The organism is Variovorax paradoxus, from assembly GCF_009498455.1.
GTDB lineage: Bacteria > Pseudomonadota > Gammaproteobacteria > Burkholderiales > Burkholderiaceae_C > Variovorax > Variovorax paradoxus_H.
This window is the reverse complement of record NZ_CP045644.1, coordinates 4,035,841-4,057,279: the sequence shown is the minus strand read 5'-3', so window position 1 is coordinate 4,057,279 and position 21,439 is coordinate 4,035,841. Positions and strand designations below refer to the sequence as shown.

General features: G+C 63.8%; 20 protein-coding genes and 1 pseudogene. 9 read left to right on the top strand and 12 right to left on the bottom strand.

Features of this window, described 5'->3' with window-relative positions; translation table 11 throughout:
- The first annotated feature begins 64 nt into the window (after positions 1 to 64).
- On the top strand, positions 65 to 1,000 hold the full coding sequence (locus tag GFK26_RS34300) for a helix-turn-helix transcriptional regulator (RefSeq protein ID WP_228121686.1): 936 nt from the start codon (positions 65 to 67) through the stop codon (positions 998 to 1,000).
- A gap of 341 nt (positions 1,001 to 1,341) precedes the next feature.
- Here the strand turns inward: GFK26_RS34300 and GFK26_RS18730 are convergent, their stop codons facing one another.
- The 5 genes from GFK26_RS18730 to GFK26_RS18710 all read right to left on the bottom strand — a co-directional run bounded on the left by GFK26_RS18730 (position 1,342) and on the right by GFK26_RS18710 (position 6,679).
- Positions 1,342 to 2,109 carry an SDR family NAD(P)-dependent oxidoreductase gene (locus tag GFK26_RS18730; protein WP_153283290.1) on the bottom strand — a complete coding sequence of 256 codons (768 nt, stop codon included), beginning with the start codon at positions 2,107 to 2,109 and terminating at the stop codon, positions 1,342 to 1,344.
- Positions 2,106 to 2,987: a DUF296 domain-containing protein gene (locus tag GFK26_RS18725; protein ID WP_153283289.1), complete on the bottom strand. Its 882-nt coding sequence runs from the start codon at positions 2,985 to 2,987 to the stop codon at positions 2,106 to 2,108. Before GFK26_RS18725 ends, GFK26_RS18730 begins: the two co-directional genes overlap by 4 nt.
- A complete protein-coding gene (locus GFK26_RS18720; RefSeq protein WP_153283288.1) occupies positions 2,974 to 4,572 on the bottom strand; it encodes an acyl-CoA synthetase in 1,599 nt (532 codons plus the stop codon). Before GFK26_RS18720 ends, GFK26_RS18725 begins: the two co-directional genes overlap by 14 nt.
- A 41-nt stretch (positions 4,573 to 4,613) precedes the next feature.
- On the bottom strand, positions 4,614 to 5,783 hold the full coding sequence (locus tag GFK26_RS18715; RefSeq protein ID WP_153283287.1) for an acetyl-CoA acetyltransferase: 1,170 nt from the start codon (positions 5,781 to 5,783) through the stop codon (positions 4,614 to 4,616).
- Between the two features lie 80 nt (positions 5,784 to 5,863).
- Entirely contained in the window at positions 5,864 to 6,679 is an 816-nt protein-coding gene (locus tag GFK26_RS18710; protein WP_194273906.1) for an IclR family transcriptional regulator, read from the bottom strand.
- Positions 6,680 to 6,833: 154 nt separating this feature from the next.
- On the opposite strand from GFK26_RS18710, the gene GFK26_RS18705 reads away from it, so the two are divergent.
- The 4 genes from GFK26_RS18705 (at position 6,834) to GFK26_RS18690 (ending at position 12,432) form a co-directional block, all read left to right on the top strand.
- On the top strand, positions 6,834 to 7,895 hold the full coding sequence (locus GFK26_RS18705) for a TRAP transporter substrate-binding protein (protein WP_228121684.1): 1,062 nt from the start codon (positions 6,834 to 6,836) through the stop codon (positions 7,893 to 7,895).
- Between the two features lie 11 nt (positions 7,896 to 7,906).
- Positions 7,907 to 9,772: a TRAP transporter large permease subunit gene (locus GFK26_RS18700; RefSeq protein ID WP_153286008.1), complete on the top strand. Its 1,866-nt coding sequence runs from the start codon at positions 7,907 to 7,909 to the stop codon at positions 9,770 to 9,772.
- A gap of 2 nt (positions 9,773 to 9,774) precedes the next feature.
- Positions 9,775 to 10,578, top strand: a complete 804-nt coding sequence (locus GFK26_RS18695; RefSeq protein ID WP_153283285.1) for an SDR family NAD(P)-dependent oxidoreductase — start codon at positions 9,775 to 9,777, stop codon at positions 10,576 to 10,578.
- A gap of 135 nt (positions 10,579 to 10,713) precedes the next feature.
- Complete coding sequence (locus tag GFK26_RS18690; protein ID WP_228121683.1) at positions 10,714 to 12,432, top strand: tannase/feruloyl esterase family alpha/beta hydrolase; 1,719 nt, start codon at positions 10,714 to 10,716, stop codon at positions 12,430 to 12,432.
- Here GFK26_RS18690 and GFK26_RS18685 read toward each other — a convergent pair.
- Positions 12,425 to 13,324 (bottom strand): LysR family transcriptional regulator, encoded by a 900-nt coding sequence (locus GFK26_RS18685; protein WP_153283284.1) that lies wholly within the window; start codon positions 13,322 to 13,324, stop codon positions 12,425 to 12,427. The two genes, GFK26_RS18690 and GFK26_RS18685, sit on opposite strands and share 8 nt — an antisense overlap.
- A gap of 148 nt (positions 13,325 to 13,472) precedes the next feature.
- On the opposite strand from GFK26_RS18685, the gene GFK26_RS18680 reads away from it, so the two are divergent.
- Together GFK26_RS18680 and GFK26_RS18675 are read left to right on the top strand one after the other, a co-directional pair.
- Positions 13,473 to 14,543, top strand: coding sequence for an alkene reductase (locus GFK26_RS18680; RefSeq protein ID WP_153283283.1), 1,071 nt, complete (start codon positions 13,473 to 13,475; stop codon positions 14,541 to 14,543).
- A 77-nt stretch (positions 14,544 to 14,620) separates the two neighbouring features.
- Positions 14,621 to 15,556, top strand: a complete 936-nt coding sequence (locus GFK26_RS18675; protein ID WP_153283282.1) for an NADP-dependent oxidoreductase — start codon at positions 14,621 to 14,623, stop codon at positions 15,554 to 15,556.
- 125 nt (positions 15,557 to 15,681) lie between these two features.
- Here GFK26_RS18675 and GFK26_RS18670 read toward each other — a convergent pair.
- A pseudogene (locus tag GFK26_RS18670) lies at positions 15,682 to 16,166 on the bottom strand (DUF1501 domain-containing protein); the annotation flags it as partial.
- Between the two features lie 6 nt (positions 16,167 to 16,172).
- On the bottom strand, positions 16,173 to 17,423 hold the full coding sequence (locus GFK26_RS18665) for a tyrosine-type recombinase/integrase (protein WP_153283281.1): 1,251 nt from the start codon (positions 17,421 to 17,423) through the stop codon (positions 16,173 to 16,175).
- Between the two features lie 418 nt (positions 17,424 to 17,841).
- On the opposite strand from GFK26_RS18665, the gene GFK26_RS18660 reads away from it, so the two are divergent.
- Positions 17,842 to 19,074 (top strand): tyrosine-type recombinase/integrase, encoded by a 1,233-nt coding sequence (locus tag GFK26_RS18660; RefSeq protein WP_153283280.1) that lies wholly within the window; start codon positions 17,842 to 17,844, stop codon positions 19,072 to 19,074.
- Positions 19,075 to 19,212: 138 nt separating this feature from the next.
- A complete protein-coding gene (locus GFK26_RS34700; RefSeq protein WP_416222498.1) occupies positions 19,213 to 19,338 on the top strand; it encodes a helix-turn-helix transcriptional regulator in 126 nt (41 codons plus the stop codon).
- 13 nt (positions 19,339 to 19,351) lie between these two features.
- On the opposite strand, the gene GFK26_RS18650 is transcribed toward GFK26_RS34700, so the two are convergent.
- Genes GFK26_RS18650 through GFK26_RS18635 form a run of 4 tightly spaced genes read right to left on the bottom strand, consistent with a single transcriptional unit; the run spans position 19,352 to position 21,390 of the window.
- Positions 19,352 to 20,008, bottom strand: a complete 657-nt coding sequence (locus tag GFK26_RS18650) for a hypothetical protein (RefSeq protein WP_153283278.1) — start codon at positions 20,006 to 20,008, stop codon at positions 19,352 to 19,354.
- Between the two features lie 52 nt (positions 20,009 to 20,060).
- Complete coding sequence (locus tag GFK26_RS18645) at positions 20,061 to 20,705, bottom strand: AAA family ATPase (protein WP_153283277.1); 645 nt, start codon at positions 20,703 to 20,705, stop codon at positions 20,061 to 20,063.
- A complete protein-coding gene (locus GFK26_RS18640) occupies positions 20,702 to 21,118 on the bottom strand; it encodes a hypothetical protein (protein WP_153283276.1) in 417 nt (138 codons plus the stop codon). Before GFK26_RS18640 ends, GFK26_RS18645 begins: the two co-directional genes overlap by 4 nt.
- Before the next feature lie 56 nt (positions 21,119 to 21,174).
- On the bottom strand, positions 21,175 to 21,390 hold the full coding sequence (locus tag GFK26_RS18635) for a hypothetical protein (protein ID WP_153283275.1): 216 nt from the start codon (positions 21,388 to 21,390) through the stop codon (positions 21,175 to 21,177).
- Between the last annotated feature and the right edge of the window lie 49 nt (positions 21,391 to 21,439).

Below are 21,439 nucleotides of genomic sequence, written 5' to 3'. Positions count from 1 at the left end.
GTAAAAACGATCGGAACCCGACATGACCGAAAACCGCTGAATCCTTGCGCACGTTCTCATCGAGATGAACCCGCTCGCGGGCCAGGGCGCGGAGGCCACCAAGGCCGCACTGCGATCGGCGATCCAGGTGGGGTTGAATGCCCAGGTTCTGGAGCTGAACGTCTACCCCATCGCCGCGGAAGATGGAGCGCGTCGTGTGAAGGCACAGATTCCGCTCTCGGAACCCTCGGACCATGATCAGGTCGTCGAAGGGTACATGCACAGCGGCATGCAGGTGCAGATTTACCGCGAGGCTGGGCAAAGATCGCCGCCCGGCTACTTCGCCGTGGTCCTGAATCCGAATGCGAAGAATCCCAGCGGAGCGGTTATCGACGCAAAGTCCTACACCGAACTGAAGCAAGCCGCCGAAGCACGAGCCGAGCGCAAGGCGTTTCTGCTGCAAGGAAGAAAGGAGATAGTTGAGGGGTACCAGCCAATACGTCCGCATTGGCCGGCGACCATGAACGTTCGCCATGCGCTGAACGCCCTTCCCCAACTCCCACTTGCCCACTCCGGTACGCCTCGGATTGCTACAACGAGTTGGTCTCAGCAGACATGCCCGGCAATCTATGGACGTCCCGCAACAGCGTTGGACGCGGCTGAAGAACCGAAAGGCAATGCCATGCGAGCCCAAACCAACCGTGAATCGAGCGCGTTCGTCGCAGCAGACCCTCCCGCGAGTCGAGCCATGCAGGCGGCTCGTCTGCTGCAGGAGGCGCTCACGCTCCTTTGCTCCGACTCAACGCTACCACTGGCGCAGACGATCAGACGCGCCCCCGACAGGCTTCTGAGGCTACCTGAAGTCGAGCGCCTCACCGGCCTGCGCAGGTCAGCCATTTACGAACAAATGCGCAAGGGTATCTTTCCGCGATCGGTGAAGGCCGGTCAACGCACCACGGCATGGCCGGAGAGCGCCGTGCAATCTTGGATCGCGGAGCGCATGAACGAGCGCACGACTTGATTCATAAACCGAACCGAACGGAGCCGCCCGGACGGCGCGAAACTGCCCTTGGCAAGCGGTCAGGGCAGCGCATCCTTCACACCAGCGAACAGGCTCCTCTCGGCGACCGCTCCTTCTCGCAGGGAACTGGTGCTGCCGACCCCAAGCAAGCCTTCATCTCGGCCGCTGAGATGTTCAGCGAATGTGTTGCGTCGACCGGTTGAGTCCGCCAGCGATTGCTGTCGTTGGACTTGGAGCCACCGATGTCCGCACCAAGGCCGACTCCCGACAGCTGCATTCGCAGGCCCAGCTACGGACTCGGCGCCAGAACCATCTGCAGCCGCGATCAGGATAAGCTGACGCTAAGCAGGCGATAAGAGGCCTGAGGCGATAAATCCGCCATCCACACTGACGATCTGGCCGGTCACATAGGACGACGATTCTTCGTCGAGCAAGAACCCCACGGTGTTGGCGATTTCCTTGGGCGTGCCGTAGCGCTTCATGGGAACCTGCTGCTCCCACAGCACCTTGCCCGCGTCGCCGTGGGCTGCAGCAGCGAGGGGCGTCTCGATCGGCCCGGGGCACACGCAATTCACTCGGATGCGGTAACGCGCCAGTTCGTTCGACATCACCTGCGTGAGGTTCACCAACGCCGCCTTGGTGGCGCCGTAAGCCGACCGCCCCTTGTTGCCGATCAAGCCCGACACCGAGGAAATGTGGACGATGCTGCCGCCGCCCGTGCCACTCATTCGCGTGGCAACTTCCCGGCTGATCGCGAATGTGCCGACCAAGTTCACTTCGAGCATATCGCGAAGGGTTTGGGACGTCGTCTCGAAGAAGGGAATGTCGGCACCAAAGCCGGCACTGTTGACCAGGCCCGAAATCGCGGTGCTCGCGGGGATGCGCGACGAGATCAGGTGCAGCATGGCCTCTTCATCGGTGACGTCGAGCACCGCAAAGGCTGCGGTGTCCGTGTACGCCTTCAGTGCGGCTCTCGCGCTTTCGAGGTTGGCTTCGGAATGGTCCAGCACGAGCACCGAGCGGCCGCGGGCCAGCAGCCAGGCGGCGGTGGCCAGGCCGATGCCGGAGGCGCCGCCAGTGACGATGGTGACTGCAGCGTGGTTCGTCATTTTGTGTTCCAGGTGGGGGTGAAGGATGTCGGTTCGACAACGAGCTCGAAGGTGACGAGCACGGGGTTGTCGCCCCGCTGAAGGCGGCCTTCGCTCAGGCCGCCCAGGTGATCGACCAAGGCGACGTCGATCTGCGCTTCGAGCGCGTTCGCAGCGTTCGTGCCGACCTTTCCTTCGCGAATGAAGACCTCGGTCACGAAGGGCTCGACCATCCGGCCATCGTCGAAGCGCGCCCCGATCAGGCTTCCCACGCCGCCGCGGACCTGCGCGCTGGCGATCCCACGCGCGCGGCACTCCTGCTCCAGCGCCGTGCACAGGTCTTCATTGGCGCGAATGGCGAGTGCGAATGCGCCCTTGCCGTCGGTGGCACCCTCGCCCGTGGCCTTCGGCTCGAACAGCGAGAAGGCGGTTTCCGGGCTCGGTGTGACCTCGAACGCGGCGCCTTTCAGGAACCACATCGATGCCTCGACAGGCTCTGCAATCAACGCCTCGTTGGGAACCACATGCCCGCCCAGGCGAAGGCCTGCCGCGTCGCGCCAGATGCCATGGCAGTGCAACCAGGGCTGGTGGCCGCGCCGCCCGATGGTGACGCCGGCCGATTCCAGCCGGACGAGCCCCTTCGGCTCGTGCCGACCGCTGAAGTACACGGCATGCGCAGGCGTCGGCGACAGCGCCGGCATGTAGTAGACGAAGGGGTCGAAGCCGCCGCCGTGCAGCGTGGCCACGGCACTGGACACGCCGAATCGATCCAGCATGGCGGCCAAAGCATCGATCAGCGTCGCACCCGACGCCAGTGCGACGCGGGCGTGCACCAACCCGCAGTCGACGGCGAGCCGCCGCTGGGCATGCTCCGGCCCTGGATGTTCAATGTGCCGCATGGCTGCCTGCCATCGCGTCGAGTTCCACGGCCACGCCGCGACGCGCCAGCTCGTCCTTCACCAGCCGCTTCGGAACCTTTCCGTAGCCGGACTTCGGAAGCGCGTCCCAGAAGTACACGTGCTTCGGCAGCTTGTAGCGCGCGATGCGCGTGGACATCCAGTCGACAAGTTCCTGCTCGCTCAGCAAGGAGCCCGTCTTGCGCACGCACACCACCACCCCGATCTCGCCCCACTGTGCGTCCGGTATGCCCACCACGGCGACTTCGGTGATGTCGTCATGCATGAGGATCTTTTCCTCGAGCTCCCGGGGATAGATGTTCGAGCCGCCGGAGATGTACATGTCCGAGGACCGGCCCGTGAGAAACACGAAGCCGTCCTTGCTCATGTGTCCCATGTCGCCCGTGCGAAACCAGCCATCACGGAACGCCTTGGCGTTCGCCTCGGGGTTGTTGTAGTAGCCGACGAACACGGCAGGACCGATCACGCACACCTCGCCGGTCTGGCCGAAGGGCAGCGCGTTGCCGTCGTCGTCCTGGATCGACACTTCCATGCCCGTGCGCTCGTAGCCGCATGTGGCACCGCGTGCGCCCGCAGCCTCGCCTTCGTGCTCCCCCGAGGGCAGGACGGTGATGTTGCCGGTGACCTCCCCGAGTCCGTAGTACTGGACCAGCACCGGGCCCAGCTTCTTCAGTGCGAGTTGCTTGTCCGCTTCGTACATCGGTGCGCCTGCATAGACCACGTAGCGCAAGCTGAAGTGGTCCCACTCGTCCACGCTGGGATGCTCGACCATCATCTTGAGGATGGTGGGCACGGTGAACAGATTGGTCAGGTGATGCTTCTCGATGAGCTCATAGGCTTGGCCGATGTCGAACCGGTCCGAAGGCAGAAGCACGGTCTTGGCGCCGCGCGCGACCATGTTCAGCTGGTGCACGCCCGCGCCATGCGAGAGCGGGGCCACAACGAGCGATCCGTCTTCGCACGTGGTGCCAGGCAGCAGGTCCGCCAGATGGTTGTTGACCACGAACGCCAGCTGACCATGCGTGAGAACGGCCGCCTTGGGCTTGCCCGTCGTGCCGGAGGTGAAGAGGAACCAGCAAGGACTGTCGTGCTCGACCGGCGCATTGGGCGTCGTCTTCCCCAGGCACGCCGCAATGAGATCGCCCACACGCGGTTGTTCGGCGTCGCGCCAGGTCTTCGCGCCCTCGAGCCAGACCACGTCCGTGTCCGGGAATGCCTCGCAGACGGCGGCGGCGTACTCGGGGAAATCGGTCTGGCACAGGAAGGTGCGGCTTTGCGAGACCCTCGCCATGTACACGACCTCTTCGGGCGTGATACGGAAGTTCGTCGGGACCCAGACGGCACCGAGCCGGAAGGTCGCAAACATCGACTCGAACATCTCGTTGCTGTTCTTCGAGTGAACCAGCACCTTGTCGCCGGGGCGAACGCCGCGCTCGGCGAGGGCCGCAGCGAATGCCGAGACGCGTGCATCGAACTGTTCCCACGTCCACGATGCATCGCCCCAGACGAGCGCGATGCGCTCGGGCAGTCGCCTGGCATTCTGCGTCGCCCAATGGGCCAGGTTCATCGCCCTGCGGGAGGTCGCTGGAATCGTTGGCGCCGTGGCAGTCACTTCGTGCGCTCCAGGATCGATACGTAGTTGGTGACCGCGGCGCCGCCCATGTTGAAGATGCCGGCGAGCTTCGCACCGGGGATCTGCATGTCGCCGGCTTCGCCCATCAGTTGCATGGCCGCCATCACATGCATCGACACGCCTGTGGCGCCGAGCGGATGCCCCTTGGCCTTCAGGCCGCCGGAGGCATTGACCGGCAGGCGCCCGTCCTTGCGCGTGATGCCTTCGCGCACAACCTTCCACCCTTCACCCGGTGCGGCCAGGCCCATGGCCTCGTACTCGAGCATCTCGGCGATCGTGAAGCAATCGTGCGTTTCCACCAGGCTGAGGTCGTCGAGCGAGACGCCGGCAATTTCGCGTGCCTGGGTCCACGCACGCCGCGCGCCTTCAAAGGCAATCGGGTCGCGCCTTGACAGCGGCATCATGTCGTTCACTTGCGTCCGCGCGCGAAAGCGGATCGCGCGCACCATGGCCGCAGCGGTGTCCTCGTCGGCAAGCACCACTGCCGCAGCGCCGTCCGACACCAGCGAGCAATCCGTTCGCCGCAGCGGGCCGGCGACCAGCGGGTTCTTCTCCGACACGTTGTTGCAGAAGTCGAAGCCCACGTCCTTGCGGAAATGCGCGAACGGATTGCTGACGCCGTTCGCGTGGTTCTTCGCCGCGATCATGGCCATCTCTTCGCTGTGATTGCCGTAGCGTTCGAAGTAGGCAGAGGCGATCTGGCCGAAGATGCCGGCGAAACCTTCCGGGCTTTCTTCTTCGCGCCGATAGCAACCGCTCAAGAGAATGTCGGGGATCATCCGCGACGGCACGGCCGTCATTTTTTCGGCGCCGATGGCGAGCGCGATGCGGCCGCGTCCGCTCTCGATGAAGTCCAGTGCGCTGTAGATCGCGGCGGAACCGGTCGCGCATGCATTCTCGAGATGGGTCGAAGGCGTGAAGCGCAAGCCGGGAACGCCAAGGGACACGAGCCCGCCTTCGAAGCCTTGCGGCGTGAGTCCGTTGTTGAAGACGCCGACGGTGACGGCGTCGACATCTTCCGGGTCGACCTGGGCATGCGCCAGGGCCGCACCCGACACACGGGCAATCAGGGACTCGACATCGGGATCATCGAGTTTGCCGAAAGGGGTGTGGGCCCAACCCACGATCACTGCGCGCTTGGTCATGAAAATTGACTCCTTCAATAACGGGATGGCTGCGGCCTGAAGACCGCGGGTGATGAACCGGTCCGGGTGGTCGCCCGGACTCAGGATGGGTGGGCGGCGCCGCCGAGGCGCTGCTCAAGCAAGGTCTTTTCGTTGATCAGCAGGGCCGCCAGCTCTTCGACGCGACCGCCGGTGAATCGGCTTTCGACGCCGGCGATGGTGAGTGCCGCATGGGTATGGCTTCGCGGGTCGCGAAACGCCACCGCGATCCCCCACGAGCCCTTGATGACATAGCCTGAATTGAGCGCGTAGCCGTTGGCCTGGGTCTCGGCAATCTGGCGGCGCAGCGCGTCCAGCGGATGGCCGGGATAGTCCGCAACCAGGCGGTCCGCATTCACGGCGAGCATCCCGGCGATGTCTTCGTCGCTCAGCCCCGCGATCAATGCGAGCCCTGCGGCACCTGCGCCGACCGGGTGGCGGTCGCCGGGCTGAAGAACGTGCGAACGCAGAGGAAAGGAGCCCTCCTCGCGCGAGAGGCACACCCACTCCGTGCCGTGCTGGACGCTCAGCAAGGCGGCATCGCCCGAGAGGGCCGCCAGCCGGATCAGGCTGTCCGCCGCGAGCCGGTGAATGCCGAAGCGCTCTGCCGCGATGACGCCGAAGGCATAGGTCTCGGGACCCAGGTGGTAGCGACGGCTTTCTAGGTCCTGCTCGACCATGCCGTTGTCGATCAACGAGACGAGCAAACGTCGCGTGGTGGGCTTCGTCAGGCCCGCCAGACGCACGAGGTCTGACAGCGCCAGCCCCGTGCCGCGCGCCGCCGAAATCAGCCGCACCAGATGGATCGCCCGGTCGAGCGTCTGGCTTGCGGAGGCCGCACCGCGTTCGGCATCGCCCCGGTCTTTGTTGTCAGTCATGGCTTGGCTTGTCTCCAAGTAAAGGTCCATATATTGGACCTTTGATTTTCATTGATGGTCCAAATGTCGGACCGTATTTACCCTGCATGCATCGATTAGATTCAATCTATCGCATTGACCGTCGAAGTGTACGAGGCTCTAATTTGGATCGCAATTGTTTTATCAATGGTCCATATATTGGACCTACAAATTGGAGACATCCATGATCGATCGTCGGAATTTCGTAAAGGGCATTTCTGCGGCATGCGTCGCGTCTTCAGGGCTGGCGCTGATGCGCCAGGCGAACGCTGCTGAATTCACCTACCGCATCGCGCACACAACGCCGGCCACGCACCCGTTGCACCTGCGCCTGACGGAGGCGGCGGAGCGCATCAAGGCCGACACCAAGGGGCGCTTCGACCTGCAGGTATTCCCCGCCGACCAGCTCGGCTCCCAATCGGATGTGCTGGGCCAGGTGCGATCGGGCGCGGTCGATTTCTTCATGCTGTCTGGCGTCATCCTTTCGACCTTCGTGCCGAACTCGGCCATCAGCGGATTGGGATTCGCATTCAAGGACTACGACACGGTCTGGAAGGCCATGGACGGCGGCCTCGGCGCATTCATCCGCGGCGAGATCGCAAAGAGCAGATCCATCTTTGCCTTCGAAAAGATCTGGGACAACGGCTTCAGGCAGATCACCACCGCCACGCGGCCCGTGAACGGCCCGGCGGATCTGCAGGGCGTCAAGATCCGCGTGCCGCCCTCCGCCATGTGGACGTCTCTGTTCAAGGCCCTGGGTGCGGCGCCGACCACCATCAACGCCAACGAGCTGTACTCGTCGTTGCAGACCCGGATCGTGGACGCGCAGGAAAACCCGCTGGCCGTTCTGTCGACGTTCAAGCTCTATGAGGTGCAGAAGTTCTGCGCGTTGACCAACCACATGTGGGATGGCTTCTGGCTGCTCGGCAATCGCGCAGCCTTCGATGCCCTGCCCAAGGATGTTCAGGCCGTGCTGACCAAGCACCTGAACGCAGGCGCCATGGCCGAGCGCGAAGACCTGGTGAAGCTCAACACAAGCCTGCGCGAAGACCTGACGAAAAAGGGCCTGCAGTTCACGACGCCCAAGCCCTCCGAGTTCCAGGACAAGCTCCGGGCTGCGGGCTTCTACAAGGAGTGGCAAGGCAAGTTCCCCGCGGCCGGCTGGGCGCAACTTGAAGCCGCCGTCGGGGCGCTCTGAGCGTGAACGTCATGAAGGCGATTACGACTGTGCCCACGGCCGTGGTGGAGGGGCCCTTGCAGCTGGCCGAGCGCGCCCTGTTCCGCCTGGTTGCCACGGTCAGCGCGCTGCTGCTCACGGCCATCATTGCGCTGCTGTTTACCGGCGTGGTGTCGCGCTACGTCTTTCACGTGCCGATCACCTGGTCGGACGAGCTGTGTTCCATCCTGTTCCTGTGGCTCGCCATGCTGGGTGCGTCGCTTGCGACGCAGCAGGCCTCGCACATGCGCATGACGGCGTTGGTGTCGATGCTGGGCGAGCGATGGAGCAGCTTCTTCGCATCGCTTTCGCTGGCGACAGGCCTGGCCTTCCTTCTTCTGGTTCTGGGTCCGGCGTATCACTATGCGAGCGAAGAAGCGTTCGTCACCTCGTCCGCGCTCGAAATCTCCAATGCCTGGCGCGCGTCCGCGATCCCGCTGGGCGTTGCGCTGATGATCTGCTTCAGCCTCTTCCGGCTGATCGAGATCGTCAAGGACAAGCAGGCCGTGGCGGCGATCGCCCTGGTCGGCCTCGCGGTGCTCGTGTTCTGGCTGTTCGGCTCGAACCTGAAAGGCGCGGGCTACATCAACCTGGTGATCTTCTTCGTCGGCGTGGTGTCGGTTGCCGTGTTCGCGGGGGTTCCGATCGCCTTTGCCTTCGCACTGGCGACCTTCGGCTATCTCGCGCTGACGACGCGCGTTCCGATGCTGACGCTGGTCGGGCGAATGGACGAGGGCATGTCGCACCTCATGCTGCTCGCCGTGCCCACCTTCATTTTCCTGGGGCAGCTTCTGGAGATGACGGGCATGGCGCGGGCCATGATCCAGTGCCTCGCCAGCCTGCTCGGGCACATTCGCGGCGGCCTGTCGTACGTGCTGGTCGGCGCGATGTATCTGGTCTCCGGCATCTCGGGTTCGAAGGCGGCGGACATGGCCGCCATCGCGCCGGCCTTGTTCCCTGAAATGATCAAGCGCGGCGCCAAACCGGGCGAGTTGGTCGCACTGCTTTCCGCGACCGGAGCACAGACCGAGACCGTGCCGCCGTCGATCGTGCTCATCACTGTCGGCTCGGTCGCGAGCGTATCGATCGCGGCGCTCTTCACCGGGGGCCTGGTGCCGGCGCTGGTTCTCGGGATTTTTCTGTGCGTCGTCGTGGGCTACCGCTATCGCAAGGAAGATCTTTCGGGCGTGGCGCGCGCATCGAAGAAGGACGTCCTGAAGCTATCGCTTGTCGCCGCACCCGCCATCGCCCTTCCCTTCGTGATTCGCGCCGCGGTGGTCGAAGGCGTGGCGACGGCCACCGAGGTTTCGACCATCGGCATCCTCTATTCGATCTTCGTGGGCCTGGCGTTGTATCGCCAGTTCGACTGGCGGCGGCTCGGCCCGATGCTGGTGGAGACAGTCATTCTTTCGGGTGCGATTCTTCTCATCATCGGCGCCGCGTCTGCGATGGCATGGGCATTGACCCAGTCAGGCTTCTCCAGAGAGCTGGCCGAGTTCATGAAGGGACTCCCGGGCGGGAAGAACACCTTCATGGTGGTTTCCATCCTCGCCTTCATCGTCCTGGGCAGCGTGCTCGAGGGCATTCCTGCGATCGTGCTGTTCGGACCGCTGCTGTTTCCCATTGCGCGCGCACTGGGCATCCACGAAGTTCACTACGCCATGGTGGTCGTGTTGAGCATGGGCCTCGGGCTCTTTGCGCCACCGTTCGGCGTGGGCTACTACTCCGCATGCGCGATCGGGAATGTGGACCCCGACGAGGGCATCCGGCCGATCTGGGGCTACATGCTTGCCCTGTTCCTCGGCCTGGTTCTGGTCGCCGTTTTCCCCTGGCTTTCCATTGGCTTTCTGAAGGATTGAACATGACTGATCGTCTGAACGGCAAGGTTGCCGTCGTTTTCGGGGCCGGCGGCCCTGCGGGGGAATGGAGCAACGGAAAGGCTGCAGCCGTGGCCTACGCCCGCGAAGGTGCGACGGTGGTGGCCATCGACCGCATCCCGGAAGCCGCCGAAGATGCGGCACAGGTCATTCGAAGCGAAGGCGGCAAGGCGCTGGCGCTGACCGCGGACGTCACCGACACCGCGTCGGTCGATCTCGCCATCCAGACGACCATCGAGGCGTTCGGCCGGATCGACATCCTCCACAACAACGTGGGGGTCGTCATCCCGGGCGGGCCTTTGGAAACCGACGATGCCATGTTCCAGCGGAGCATGGATCTGAATGTCGGCTCACTGCATCGAACGGTTCGCGCCGTGCTTCCGCACTTCCTCGCACAGGGCAGCGGTTCGATCGTGAACATCTCGTCCTTGTCGGCCATCCGGTGGAGCGGGTACTCGTACTTCGGCTACTACGCCTCCAAGGCGGCGGTGAACCACGCGACCGTTGCGATCGCCTTGCAGTACGCCGACAAGGGCATTCGCGCGAACGTGATCATGCCCGGCGTCATCGACACGCCGCTCGTCTACAAGCAGATCGCCGGCCAGTACAAGACCTTGGAAGAAATGAAGCTCGCCAGGAGCAACGCCGTGCCGATGAAGCGATGCGGCTCGCCTTGGGACATCGCCAACGCCGCCGTCTTTCTCGCATCGGACGAAGCGCGCTTCATCACCGGCGTCTGCCTGCCCGTGGACGGCGGCCATTCGTGTGGGCTGCCCGGCTTGATCTGAGACAGAGGGCTGCGGACAAGCCCTTCGCTTCCACCACCCAACACCCACGCTGCTCGGCCCCCTCATGGGGCCCAGGGCATGCGCACGCCCAAAAAAATTGGTCGCCGTTGGCGGCATTTACCAGGAGACGCAGTGATGAAACACATCGAAAAAAGCAGCCTCACCCTCACGGTGGGGCGAGGCATTGCCGGGATGGCTGTGGCAGCCACCCTCGCAGCCTGCGGCGGAGGCAACGGCGGTTCCTACAGCGCCCTGCCCCCAGTCGCTGCTGCACAACCACAACCACCCGCCCCATCAGAAGATCCCTGTGAATCATTGACGGGAACGGCACTCAGCGGCGGCACGGTCACCGGCGCCCAATCGGTGGTGGCTGGCGACTACACGCCCCCCAACATCGCGCCAGGCGAACCTTCGCCCCTGACCGGTCTGCCCGATTTCTGCCGAGTCACCGTGACCATGAAACCGAGCCCTGACTCGAACGTCGGTGTGGAAGTGTGGCTGCCGAAAACCAACTGGAACGGTCGCTTTCTGGGCACCGGAAATGGCGGCCCGGCCGGAGCCATTACCTACTACACGGGGTTGAGGGAAGGACTGATCCGCGGCTTCGCGGTGGCCAACACCGACCTGGGCACGGCCCGCGACATCACCACCAGGGAGGGGCATCCGGAGCAGTGGGTCGACTTCGGAAACCGCGCCACCCGCGAGATGACCGTGGCGGGCAAGGCCATCGTCAACGCGTACTACAACGCGCCGCCGAAGTACTCGTACTTTCAAGGCTGCTCGACCGGTGGACAGCAAGCCCTGACCAACGCGCAGCGCTATCCCAACGACTATGACGGCCTGATCGTGGGGGCACCGGGCAACAACCGCACCCACCTGCACATGTCGTTCATCTGGCACCACAAAGCGTTCAACGAGCCCGGTGCGACGCTGACGCCGGGGAAGGCGAAGATGGTGATGAGCAAATCAATCGCGGCATGCGTTGGCAAGGACGGCGGCGCGCCCACCGACACGTTCCTGACCGACCCGCGACAGTGCAACTTCGATCCCGACACCTTGCCTCGCTGCACCACCGGCAACGGCGATGACTGCCTCACGGACCCTCAGCTCACTGCGTTGAAGAAAGCCTATGCGGGCCCCACCAATCCGAGAACAGGGGAACAAATCTACGGCGGTCTTCCGTTCGGGGCCGAGGGGCTCCTTTACGGTCCCGTCGAGCAGGCCGCGTCGTGGTGGCCAGCGGCGCAGTTCTATCAGTTCTACTGGGTCTTCGGCAAAGGCTTCGACTACAAGGCCTTCGACTTCGATCACGACGTCGACACGGTCGACGATCGGCTCGCGCCCCTCGTCAATGCGAACAGTCCCGATCTGAGTGCGTTCAAGGCCAGAGGCGGAAAGTTGCTCATGTACTCCGGCCTTCAAGACCCCGGCGCGCCCTACCACGATGCGCTCAACTACTACGAACGCGTCGTCAAGGCACAAGGCGGCAATCTCGCTGCAACGCAGGAACACTTCCGCTACTACCTCGTGCCCGGCATGGGCCACTGCAGCGGCCTGGACGGTGGCAACGGGGGCACCGAGTTCGGTCAACCCTATTCCGCCGTCGTCCCTTCGAGCGCGAAAGGAGACATCCTGATCCAGATGACCGAGTGGGTGGAGAAGCAGAAGGCGCCGGAAGAGATCATTGGCACGTCGTACACGCCCAGCGGGCAGATCGCGACGCAAAGACCCATCTGCGTGTACCCCAAACTGCCCACGTACCAGGGCGGAGATGCAACCAAGGCCAGCAGCTTCGCGTGCAAGGACGCGCCACGCGGCAATGCACCGGCGCCATCCGACAGATACCTCAACTGATCGCATCGGCGCGTGGCTGCGCCAACCGCTCCTGCAGGAGCTCGATGAACCGCAGCGTCTTGGCCGGCAGCAGCCGGGTTTCAGTCAGCGCGTACACCGGCACCGGCTCTCCATGCCAGTCCGGCAGGATGCGACGCAGACGCCCGTGGGCCAGGTCGTCGGCGGCCACGCCTTCAGCCAGCAACGCGATCCCCTGGTCGTGCACCGCGAGACTGCGATACATGCCGACGCTGGTGACGGTGAAGCGCTGGCCGATACGCACCTCGGCCGTTGCCTCGTCGTTGTGCAGCACCCAGGGGCCGGACTTCGGAAAGCCAAGGCATTCGTGCTGCTGCAGCTCGGCGGGATCGCGCGGTTCGCCTGCCATCTTCAGGTAGCGCGGCGACGCATAGAGGTGGGGCGTCAGCCGCGCCAGCAGACGCGCGATCAGCGTCGAACTGGGTTGCTCGCCCATGCGGATGGCGACGTCGAAGGGCTCGGCCACGAGGTCCACATTGCGTGGGCTGAGGTCCAGGTCGAATGCGATGCCCGGATAGCGGCGCGCGAACTCCGCAATCAGCGGTGCCAGGTAGATGGTGGCGAAGTCCACCGGCAACGACGCACGCAGCACGCCGGTGGGTTGCGCCAGCATCTCGCCCAGCTGCTCATGCGCGATGCGCGCCTCCTCGACGATGCGTCGGCACCGCTCGTAGTAGACCTGCCCCGCCTCGGTCAGCTCGATCCTGCGCGTCGTGCGATGCAGCAGGCGCAAGCCGATCACCTTTTCCAGCGCCCCGATGCGGCGCGACAAGGTCGAGTTGGGCACCCCCGTCACGTCGGCCGCCCCTCGAAAGCTCTTGGCTTTCACGACCTCCACGAAGAGGGCCATGTCGTTCAGGTATTCCGTGCTCATTGCGCCAATTTTGGACCAATTAATCTCATGAAACCATCTTTATCTCATGGATGGATTAATTGAAGATGAGCCTCTTCTTCAGCGCGACGCACGCGTTCAAGCCAGCTCAGACGGTCTGAGCACTTTCTCAACCTCATCCGAAATCGCCATGAAACAACTCTTCAACCCCGTCAAAGTCGGCCGCTACACCCTCTCGAACCGCCTCGTGATGGCACCGATGACCCGCTCGCGCGCCGAATTCGATGGCACGCCCAAGGCGCTGGCCGTCACCTACTACGCGCAGCGCGCCACCGTCGGCCTGATCGTCTCCGAGGGCACGCAACCTTCCGACGACGGCCAGGGCTATCTCTGCACCCCCGGCATCTACACCGATGCCCAGGTCGCTGGCTGGAAGGCCATCACGCAGGCCGTGCACGACAAGGGTTCGCGCCTCTTCATCCAGCTCATGCATGCCGGGCGCATGTCCCATCCCGACAACACGCCGCATCACCGGCAGCCGGTCGCCCCCTCGGCCATCGCCCCCGGCGCGCCGATGTTCACCATGACCGGGATGCAGCCCATTCCCGAGCCCCGTGCGCTGACCACCGACGAGATTCGCCAGACGGTGGCGGACTTTCGCCTGGCCGCGCGCCGGGCCATCGAAGCCGGTGCCGACGGGGTCGAGATCCACGGCGCGAATGGCTATCTCATCCAGCAGTTCTTCGCCCCGAGCGCCAACACCCGCACCGATCTGTACGGAGGCTCCGTCGAGAACCGCGCCCGCTTCGCGATCGAGGTGGCCACGGCGATCGCAGAAGAAATCGGTGCGGACCGGACCGCCATTCGTTTGTCTCCCGGCGCCAAGCTCGGGGGCATCGACGAGGGCTCCGAAGCGCCGGCCCTGTACCGCCATCTGATCACCGAACTCGCGAAGCTGGGCCTGGCCTACGTGCATGTGATGCACGCAGGCGACGAAGCCCTGGTGACAGACATCCGCAAGCTCTGGAATGGCACGCTCATCGTGAACCGCCCGTCGCGCGCACGCGAACAGATCGGCACCGACCTGGCGTCGGGCTTCGCCGAACTGGAAGCCTACGGACAGATGGTGCTGGCCAACCCCGACTTCGTCGAACGCCTCCAGACCCACGCACCGATGAACTCACCGGACCACGCGACCTACTACGGCGGTGACGCGAAGGGCTACACCGACTACGCCAGCCTGGGCGGCGCAGCGGCCTGAAGCGCGCGCCGGGGCCAACCCACCATCGTCCCCCTGGGTGTCCCGGGTTATAGCAACCTGAATAGGAGAAACCTCACATGACAACCACTCAACGCGCCGTTCTGGTCCGGGCTTATGGCGGTGCTTCAGCCGCCGAGGTCGCCGAGATCGCGAAACCCGCCGCCGGTGATGGCCAAGTGCTGGTCCGCGTTGGCGCGGCCGGCGTGAACGGCATCGACTGGAAGTTCCGCGAAGGCCTCGTCCAGAAGGCTTTTCCCATGCAATTGCCCGCCGTGTTGGGCATTGAACTGGCAGGCACCGTCGAGGCAGTCGGACCAGGGGCTTCGCGCTTCAAGATCGGCGATCGCGTCATGGGTCCACTAGGCCGGCTCGGTGCTTATGCAGAATTCGTTCCGGTTGCAGAGGGGAACCTGGTGCATACGCCGGAGGACCTGGACGATGTGCAGGCGGCTGGCATCCCGGTGGCAGCTGTGGCCGCCTGGCAGAGCCTGCACCAGGCAGGGCCGATTGCTGCAGGTCAGCGCATCCTGATTCACGGTGCTGCGGGGGGGCTGGGCGGCTATGCGGTGCAGTATGCCAAGCAAGCGGGTGCCGAAGTCTTCGCCACCGCATCGGCCGCACACCTGGACTACGTGCGCAGCTTGGGCGCGGACCACGTCATCGACTACCGGCGTGAACACTTCGAGTCGGTCGCGCAGGACATCGACCTGGTGCTCGACTATGTCGGCGGCGAGGGGCTGGACCGCTCGTGGGGTGTGCTGGCCCCGGACGGCGCCATCGTCAGTGCGGCAGCGCCTGACATCCTTGCACGCACACCCGTCGGCCATCGCGGACTGTGGTTCGTGAACAAGGCTGATGCGGTCCTTCTCGCACGACTTGTGGCGGAAATCGCCGAGGGTTCGCTCGTCCCGAAGTTCAGCGAAATCGTGGGTTTCAACGATATCCCCGCAGCCATCGAGGGCAATCGCATCGGCCCTCGCATCGGCAAGGTCGTGGCGGACTTTTCACGCTGAGCAATTCCCTCTCGCAACGGAGCAACCTTCTGCCTCGGGCCAAAGCAGACATTGTCGTAGCGCGCCAACTGCGATCGGGCCCACTGCCTACCAAGCTCACGAGCGAAGCAGTTTGGGCAGCTCGCCCTCGCGCTTCCCGCACCCGGGAATAGCACCCGCGCCGTGCGCTGCGCATCCAATTTGAACGCGTCCGCGCAAAGCGAAGCGATGAGCGTGTCGAGCGCCAAGGTCGGCTTGAGATCCCGCCCCTCGTAGAGGTCCGCTGGGGCGAGACCGGGCCAATCGCTGAGGATGCGCCCCCCTACCTATCCGCCGACCAGCATCGCGGCAGAGCCCGTTCCGTGATCGGGTGCCACCGGTGCCATTCGCCGCGACCGCGGCCGAACTCGGTCGCGACCAGCACCACCTTTGCGTCCACGTTGCCCCCAATGCCATCGCGCAGCGCGCCGATGAGGCTGTCGAGTCCGCGCAGTTGCGCGGCGAATCGTGCATGCTGTCCGCTGTGCGTGTCCCAGTCACTGATTTCGATCATCGCGATGCGCGGACCATCCACCCGCGCGGGAAAGCCGGCCGCCATGCGACCAGGCTCGAGATCGACACCCGACGGGGACCGCCCTCATGCGACCGCTTTCAACGCAACCGCTGGGGAACCCGCCTTGGTCGCCAGCACGTCCAGATAATCCGCCCACCGCTGGAGCATCAGGGTGCGCTGCTTGAGGTACTGCGTACGGTTGTAGGCGCGCCCATTGGCATCCTTGACGGCGTGCGCCAACTGGGCTTCGATCACCAGTGGGTCGATCTCCAGCGTTTCGGCCAGCAGGGTTCGGGCTGTCGCCCGGAAGCCATGAACCGTCTGCACGGTCGGGCCGTACCCCAGGGTCAAAAGCGCTGCACGCAGAGTGTTGTCCGAGATCGGCCGCTCATGACTACGCTCGCCCGGGAAGACCAGCGTGCTGTGGCCCGTAATGGGATGCAGCTTGCGCAGCAACTCCACAGCCTGCCTGGGCAGAGGCACCAAGTGCGGATCACCATGTTGCTTGCCATCGATGCGCCGCTTCATCCGCGCAGCGGGCACAGTCCAGAGCGCCTCGTCGAGATCGATCTCGGCCCAGGCCGCCGCTCGAAGTTCGTTCTGGCGTTGAAAAAGCATGGGCGCCAGTTGAAGAGCCGTACGCACGATGACTCCGCCTTGGTAACCCCGGATGACGCGTATCAGAGTCCCCAGTTGGGCCGGATCGGTGATCGCCGCGAAGTGACGTTTCTTGTGGGGCGTGAGTGCCCCTTTCAGATCCGCCGTGATGTCTCGCGGCGCCCGCGCAGTCGCCACCGCGTAGCGCCACACCGCGCGTGCCGTCATCAGCACGCGGCCGGCCACGTCGAGAGCGCCACGCTCCTCGACACGGCGCAGGGCCGCCAACAACTCGATGGCCTCGATTTCGCTGACGCGACGATCAGCGAAATACGGAAACAGGTCCTTTTCCAAGTTGCGTTTCTCGCGCGTGGCGTAGTGGCCGCTCCAGCGCTCATGGTGCTTGTCGAACCACTCGAGCGCCGTCTCTCGAAAGGTATCGCCGGTGTTCACGGCCGCCTTGAGCTTGACGACCTGTCGCGCCTGTATGGGATTGATTCCGGAAGCCTTCTGGGCTTTGGCGGCGTCACGCGCCTTTCGCGCCGCCGCAAGGCTCACGTCGGGATAGGAGCCCAGGGCGAATTTCTTCTCGACTCCCTCGATCCTGAACTTCCAGAACCATCGGCGAGAACCCGAGGCCGAGACTTCCAGATAAAGGCCACCCGCGTCGGCGTAGCGGGCCTGCTTTCGGTCAGGCGGACAGGAGGCGTTGCGGCATGCGGCATCGGTCAACGGCATGGGGTACATCCATGGGGGTGGGGGTACAAAACCGCCGTCCCAGGGGGTTCAGGCGGTTTGTACCCCCTTTTGTACCCCCACTTGGCGCTGGCAGTCACCGGATTTCAGTGTATGCCTCCGGACACGATTCGCCAATTTCCCCAATGAAAAAGGGCGTCCGGAGGATGATTCCGGACGCCCTTGGACGTTTTATTGGTCGGTGTGAAAGGATTCGAACCTTCGACCCCTTGCACCCCATGCAAAGTGGATCAGTGTGTCAACCCTTACCATCTAAGTGCCTACTGACTCGCTCCTCACTCTGCATTTCCAGATTATGCCTTATAGTGGTGTGTGACAACTTACCTACCTGTCGCAGCCAAATGCAATCAAGCGCGACGCAAGTGGTTCCAGAAATGGTTCCAGATTTTTAAGACACCCGATGCCCCTCCTCACCACCCGCAAGATTGAGACTGAGAAGGCTGGCGCTGTTGAGCGCCGCCTCGTTGACGGCCAGGGTCTTTACCTGCGCATCGTCCCGCTCGGCACCAAGTCGTTCCAGTTTCGCTTCACCTACGCGGCGAAGCGGCAGACTATGACCTTGGGCACATTCCCTGACCTATCTTTGGCGGACGCCCGCGAGCGCGCCCGGGAATGTCGGGCGATTCTGGAGCGGGGTGACAACCCAGCAACCGTTCACCAAGACAAGCGCCAGGCCAAGATTGACGCCCTGGACGTCGAGCAGCTGATTGATGAGTACGAGCAGAAGTGGCTGAAGCTCCACTTCAAGCGCCCTCGCGAACGCGCGGCAATTCTTGAGAAGGATCTGAAGCCGATCTTCCACATCCTGGTGCCTGACGTGAAGCCCGTGCAGATCACCACATGTGTGAACAAGATTCTGGAACGCGGCAAGAAGGTCATGGCCAACCGCTTCCTTCAGGCCACGCGCAAGCTCTTTCAGTACGCAGTCGACCAGCATATGCGGCCCGACAATCCGGTCACTATGACGAAGGCGGCCGCGGGCGGCCGTGAGGTGGCGAAGAAGACGAATCTGCGTTTTGAGCAGCTCGCCACCTTCTATCGAATGCTGCATTCCCCTCCCCTGAACGTCTCCCGGCAAATGTCCTGGCAAACGAGCAAGGCGCTACAGCTGATGATCCTGACGGGTCAGCGGCCTGGTGAAGTCGTACGGATCGAGTGGGGCGAGATCGATCTAGCCGCAGGCATTTGGGTGATTCCAGCCGAATTCACGAAAGTGCCCTCGAACGGAGACCACACTGTTCATCTGTCCTCTCAAGCGATCGACTTGCTCAAGTCGATCAAGGAGCGCCCCGATGCCTGCAATCGGCGTGTATTCCCCTCTCCTGACAAAGAGGCGCGCGAGCGCGAAAGAAGTCTGCGCCGGCACAGCCTCAGTGAGACGCTGCGTGCCTTACAGAAGGCCGGTCTCATCGAGTTCGCGTTCACCCCGCACGATCTGCGTCGCACCTTCTCCAGCCGGATGGCCGAGCTAAAGCAAGAGCCGCATGTGATCGAGAAAATCCTGAACCACCAGATGGAAGGTGTCATGGCTGTTTACAACCAGTACGACTACTTCCCCGAGCGAAAGAAGGCGCTGCAGACATGGGGCGACCAAGTAGAGAGACTCAGCACTGACTTACTTTCCGGTCTATAATTGAGGCATCGTGGCGGCAGCCACTCCCCTTTTTTAGACCAGATCATGAGCACAGAAGCCGTAAGCCCACTCCCGGAAGTTCTCCGCCGCAAGCACCTCAAGGACGCCACGGGGCTCTCCCCTTCCACCGTGTACCGGATGATTGCCCGCAAGGAGTTTCCGGCACCGGTGCAGCTGTCGACGCAGGCCGTCGGCTGGCTCAGGTCAGAGATCGACGCCTGGCGCGCAGCACGCGCCGAGTCCAGGCTCGAAGCCCAGTCCTAAAGAGCGCCCCCGCTCAGCCGCCGAGCTGCTTGACCAAGCTCAGGAAGCTGGTCTCATCCGACCGGCGATCGACCATCACCATGCGATCGTATCGTTCCTGCAGCGCAGCCACGCCGCACTCGAATGCGGACTCGATACTGGCCTGCAAGTCGAGCAGCGGGCTGGCAATGTTCGGCGTAGCCCACTCCCAGAAAACGTACGGCAGCTTGATGTGCCGGGTCAGGGTTGCGGCTTTGAGCACCTCCATGCTGGTCTGCGAGAACCCACGCGGATCGAGGCTGGACCACAGCAGATCTGTCACCTCGCTGGCGGCCATTCGGTTCTCCAGCATGTAGATGCAGGCCCCACGGCGTGCCGGGGCCAGCTTGACCAGGCCGTCTACGAACTCGTCCGCAAGGTATGGGGTCGGGGGTGCTTCGTGCAGCACTAGTGCGGCGAAGGCGCCGCGGGGCAGCTCTCCGCAGAATAGTGCCCGGATGACAACGGCCTGGGCCTTGTCGACAGCATCAATCGCGTTCTGTCGCAGACGCTTGAGGCCGCTGCGCGCATAGAAGAGCTGGATGTCCGTGTTGGTGAGCTGACCGCCGTCTCGGTCCCAGATCGGATCGCCGCTGACAAGGTCATCCCCTGACAGCACCGCCTCCATGCCCACCACGTCTCTCAGCCGCATCGCTCTCTCCTAAATCGTCCCAACATTGTAGGGACGGCAGGGGCAGCGCGAGCTATGCGGTGGCGGCGTGCCGGTTGCGTGCGCTCACAACCCGGTCCAGTTCTTCGGCCAGGCTCTCGGCCGGAATGTCCTTGCTGGTGATCCAGTAGCTGTACAGATGCGGGTGGGTCTTCGATCCACTGAACCAGAGGGCTTCGTCGCGCCAGGCCGACTCCAACCCAAGCATCAGGCCCAGACGCTCTGTCGAGGCATCGAGCTTGCCCTTGGAGAACGCCGGCGGCAAGGCCAGCTCGCCCACGGTGCGTGACAGCCAGCGCTTGGCCTGCTCTTCAGGGCCGCAGTCGATCCAGACGCCCATGACGGGCAAGTTGTGGGCCTTGCAGTAGTCGTGGATCTGCGCACAGCCATGCGGCTCAACGACGATGACCACATTCCCCTGCTGGGCCGCCAGCTCGAGCGACGCCGAGCTCATCGCGTACCGGCGGGTGCCGAGGTCGATGATCTCGATGAAGTCACCGCGCGCGAGCATGGCGTCGAACGTGCAGTTGTTGATGAAGTGATAGTGCTCGCCGCAGACTTCGCCCGAGCGGGCTTCGCGAGTCGTGTGGCTGATCGCCCTGCCATACCCGCGTTCCTGCAGGGCGCGCTCCAATGTGCTCTTGCCCCCGCACGAGGGGCCGGTCAGGGTGACGATCATGATGCGGAGATGACTTCGTCGAGGATGACGCCGCCCACCACGACAGCAAACGCGGTCGCGAGCTTGTAGGCGTCTTCGTGGGCGTCAATCAGCTTGTCGAGGGCATCCATCATCACGCGGCGCTCGCGCCAGTTCAGGGGGATGCTGTCGAAGTAATAGGTCACGATGGACATCGAGTTGTCGAAGAAGTCGACGTCCACGCCCACACCTTGGACCACGAGATCGCTGTCTGCCTCGAAGGACTTGCATCCCTCGGCCAGACGCACGCGCAGGATGTTGGCGCCTTCCTGCAGCTCGACACTGAACGCCTCGGGCGAATCGGTGATGGCCGTGGCCACCATCTGCACGAATGGCGCGACGCGCGCCGGGTAGACGCGCTCGAGGAAGTTTGCGATCAATGCCTTCAGGCCCATGTGTTGCTCCGGTGAATACAGTAAGTGTTTGCTGACTGATTATAGGGAGCGCAAGGTCAAGCGGCAGTGCCTTCCGGACGGCGCACGGTCGTCGCATTTGCCAGGCCGACGGCGAACGCCAGGATCGACAGCAGGCCCACCTCGCGGCCGGTCGCGTCGTACACGCGGATGGTGCCGTCGGTGTAGGTGACCGTGTTCCAGGGCGCGGGGTTGGTCTTCAGGACCTGTGCGGGGGTCACGCCCCCTTCAGGTGGCTGCTCGCCAGTGCTCATGTCATTCTCCGAACGCTGCCTTGAGCAGCAAATACCAAGTCGAAAGGGT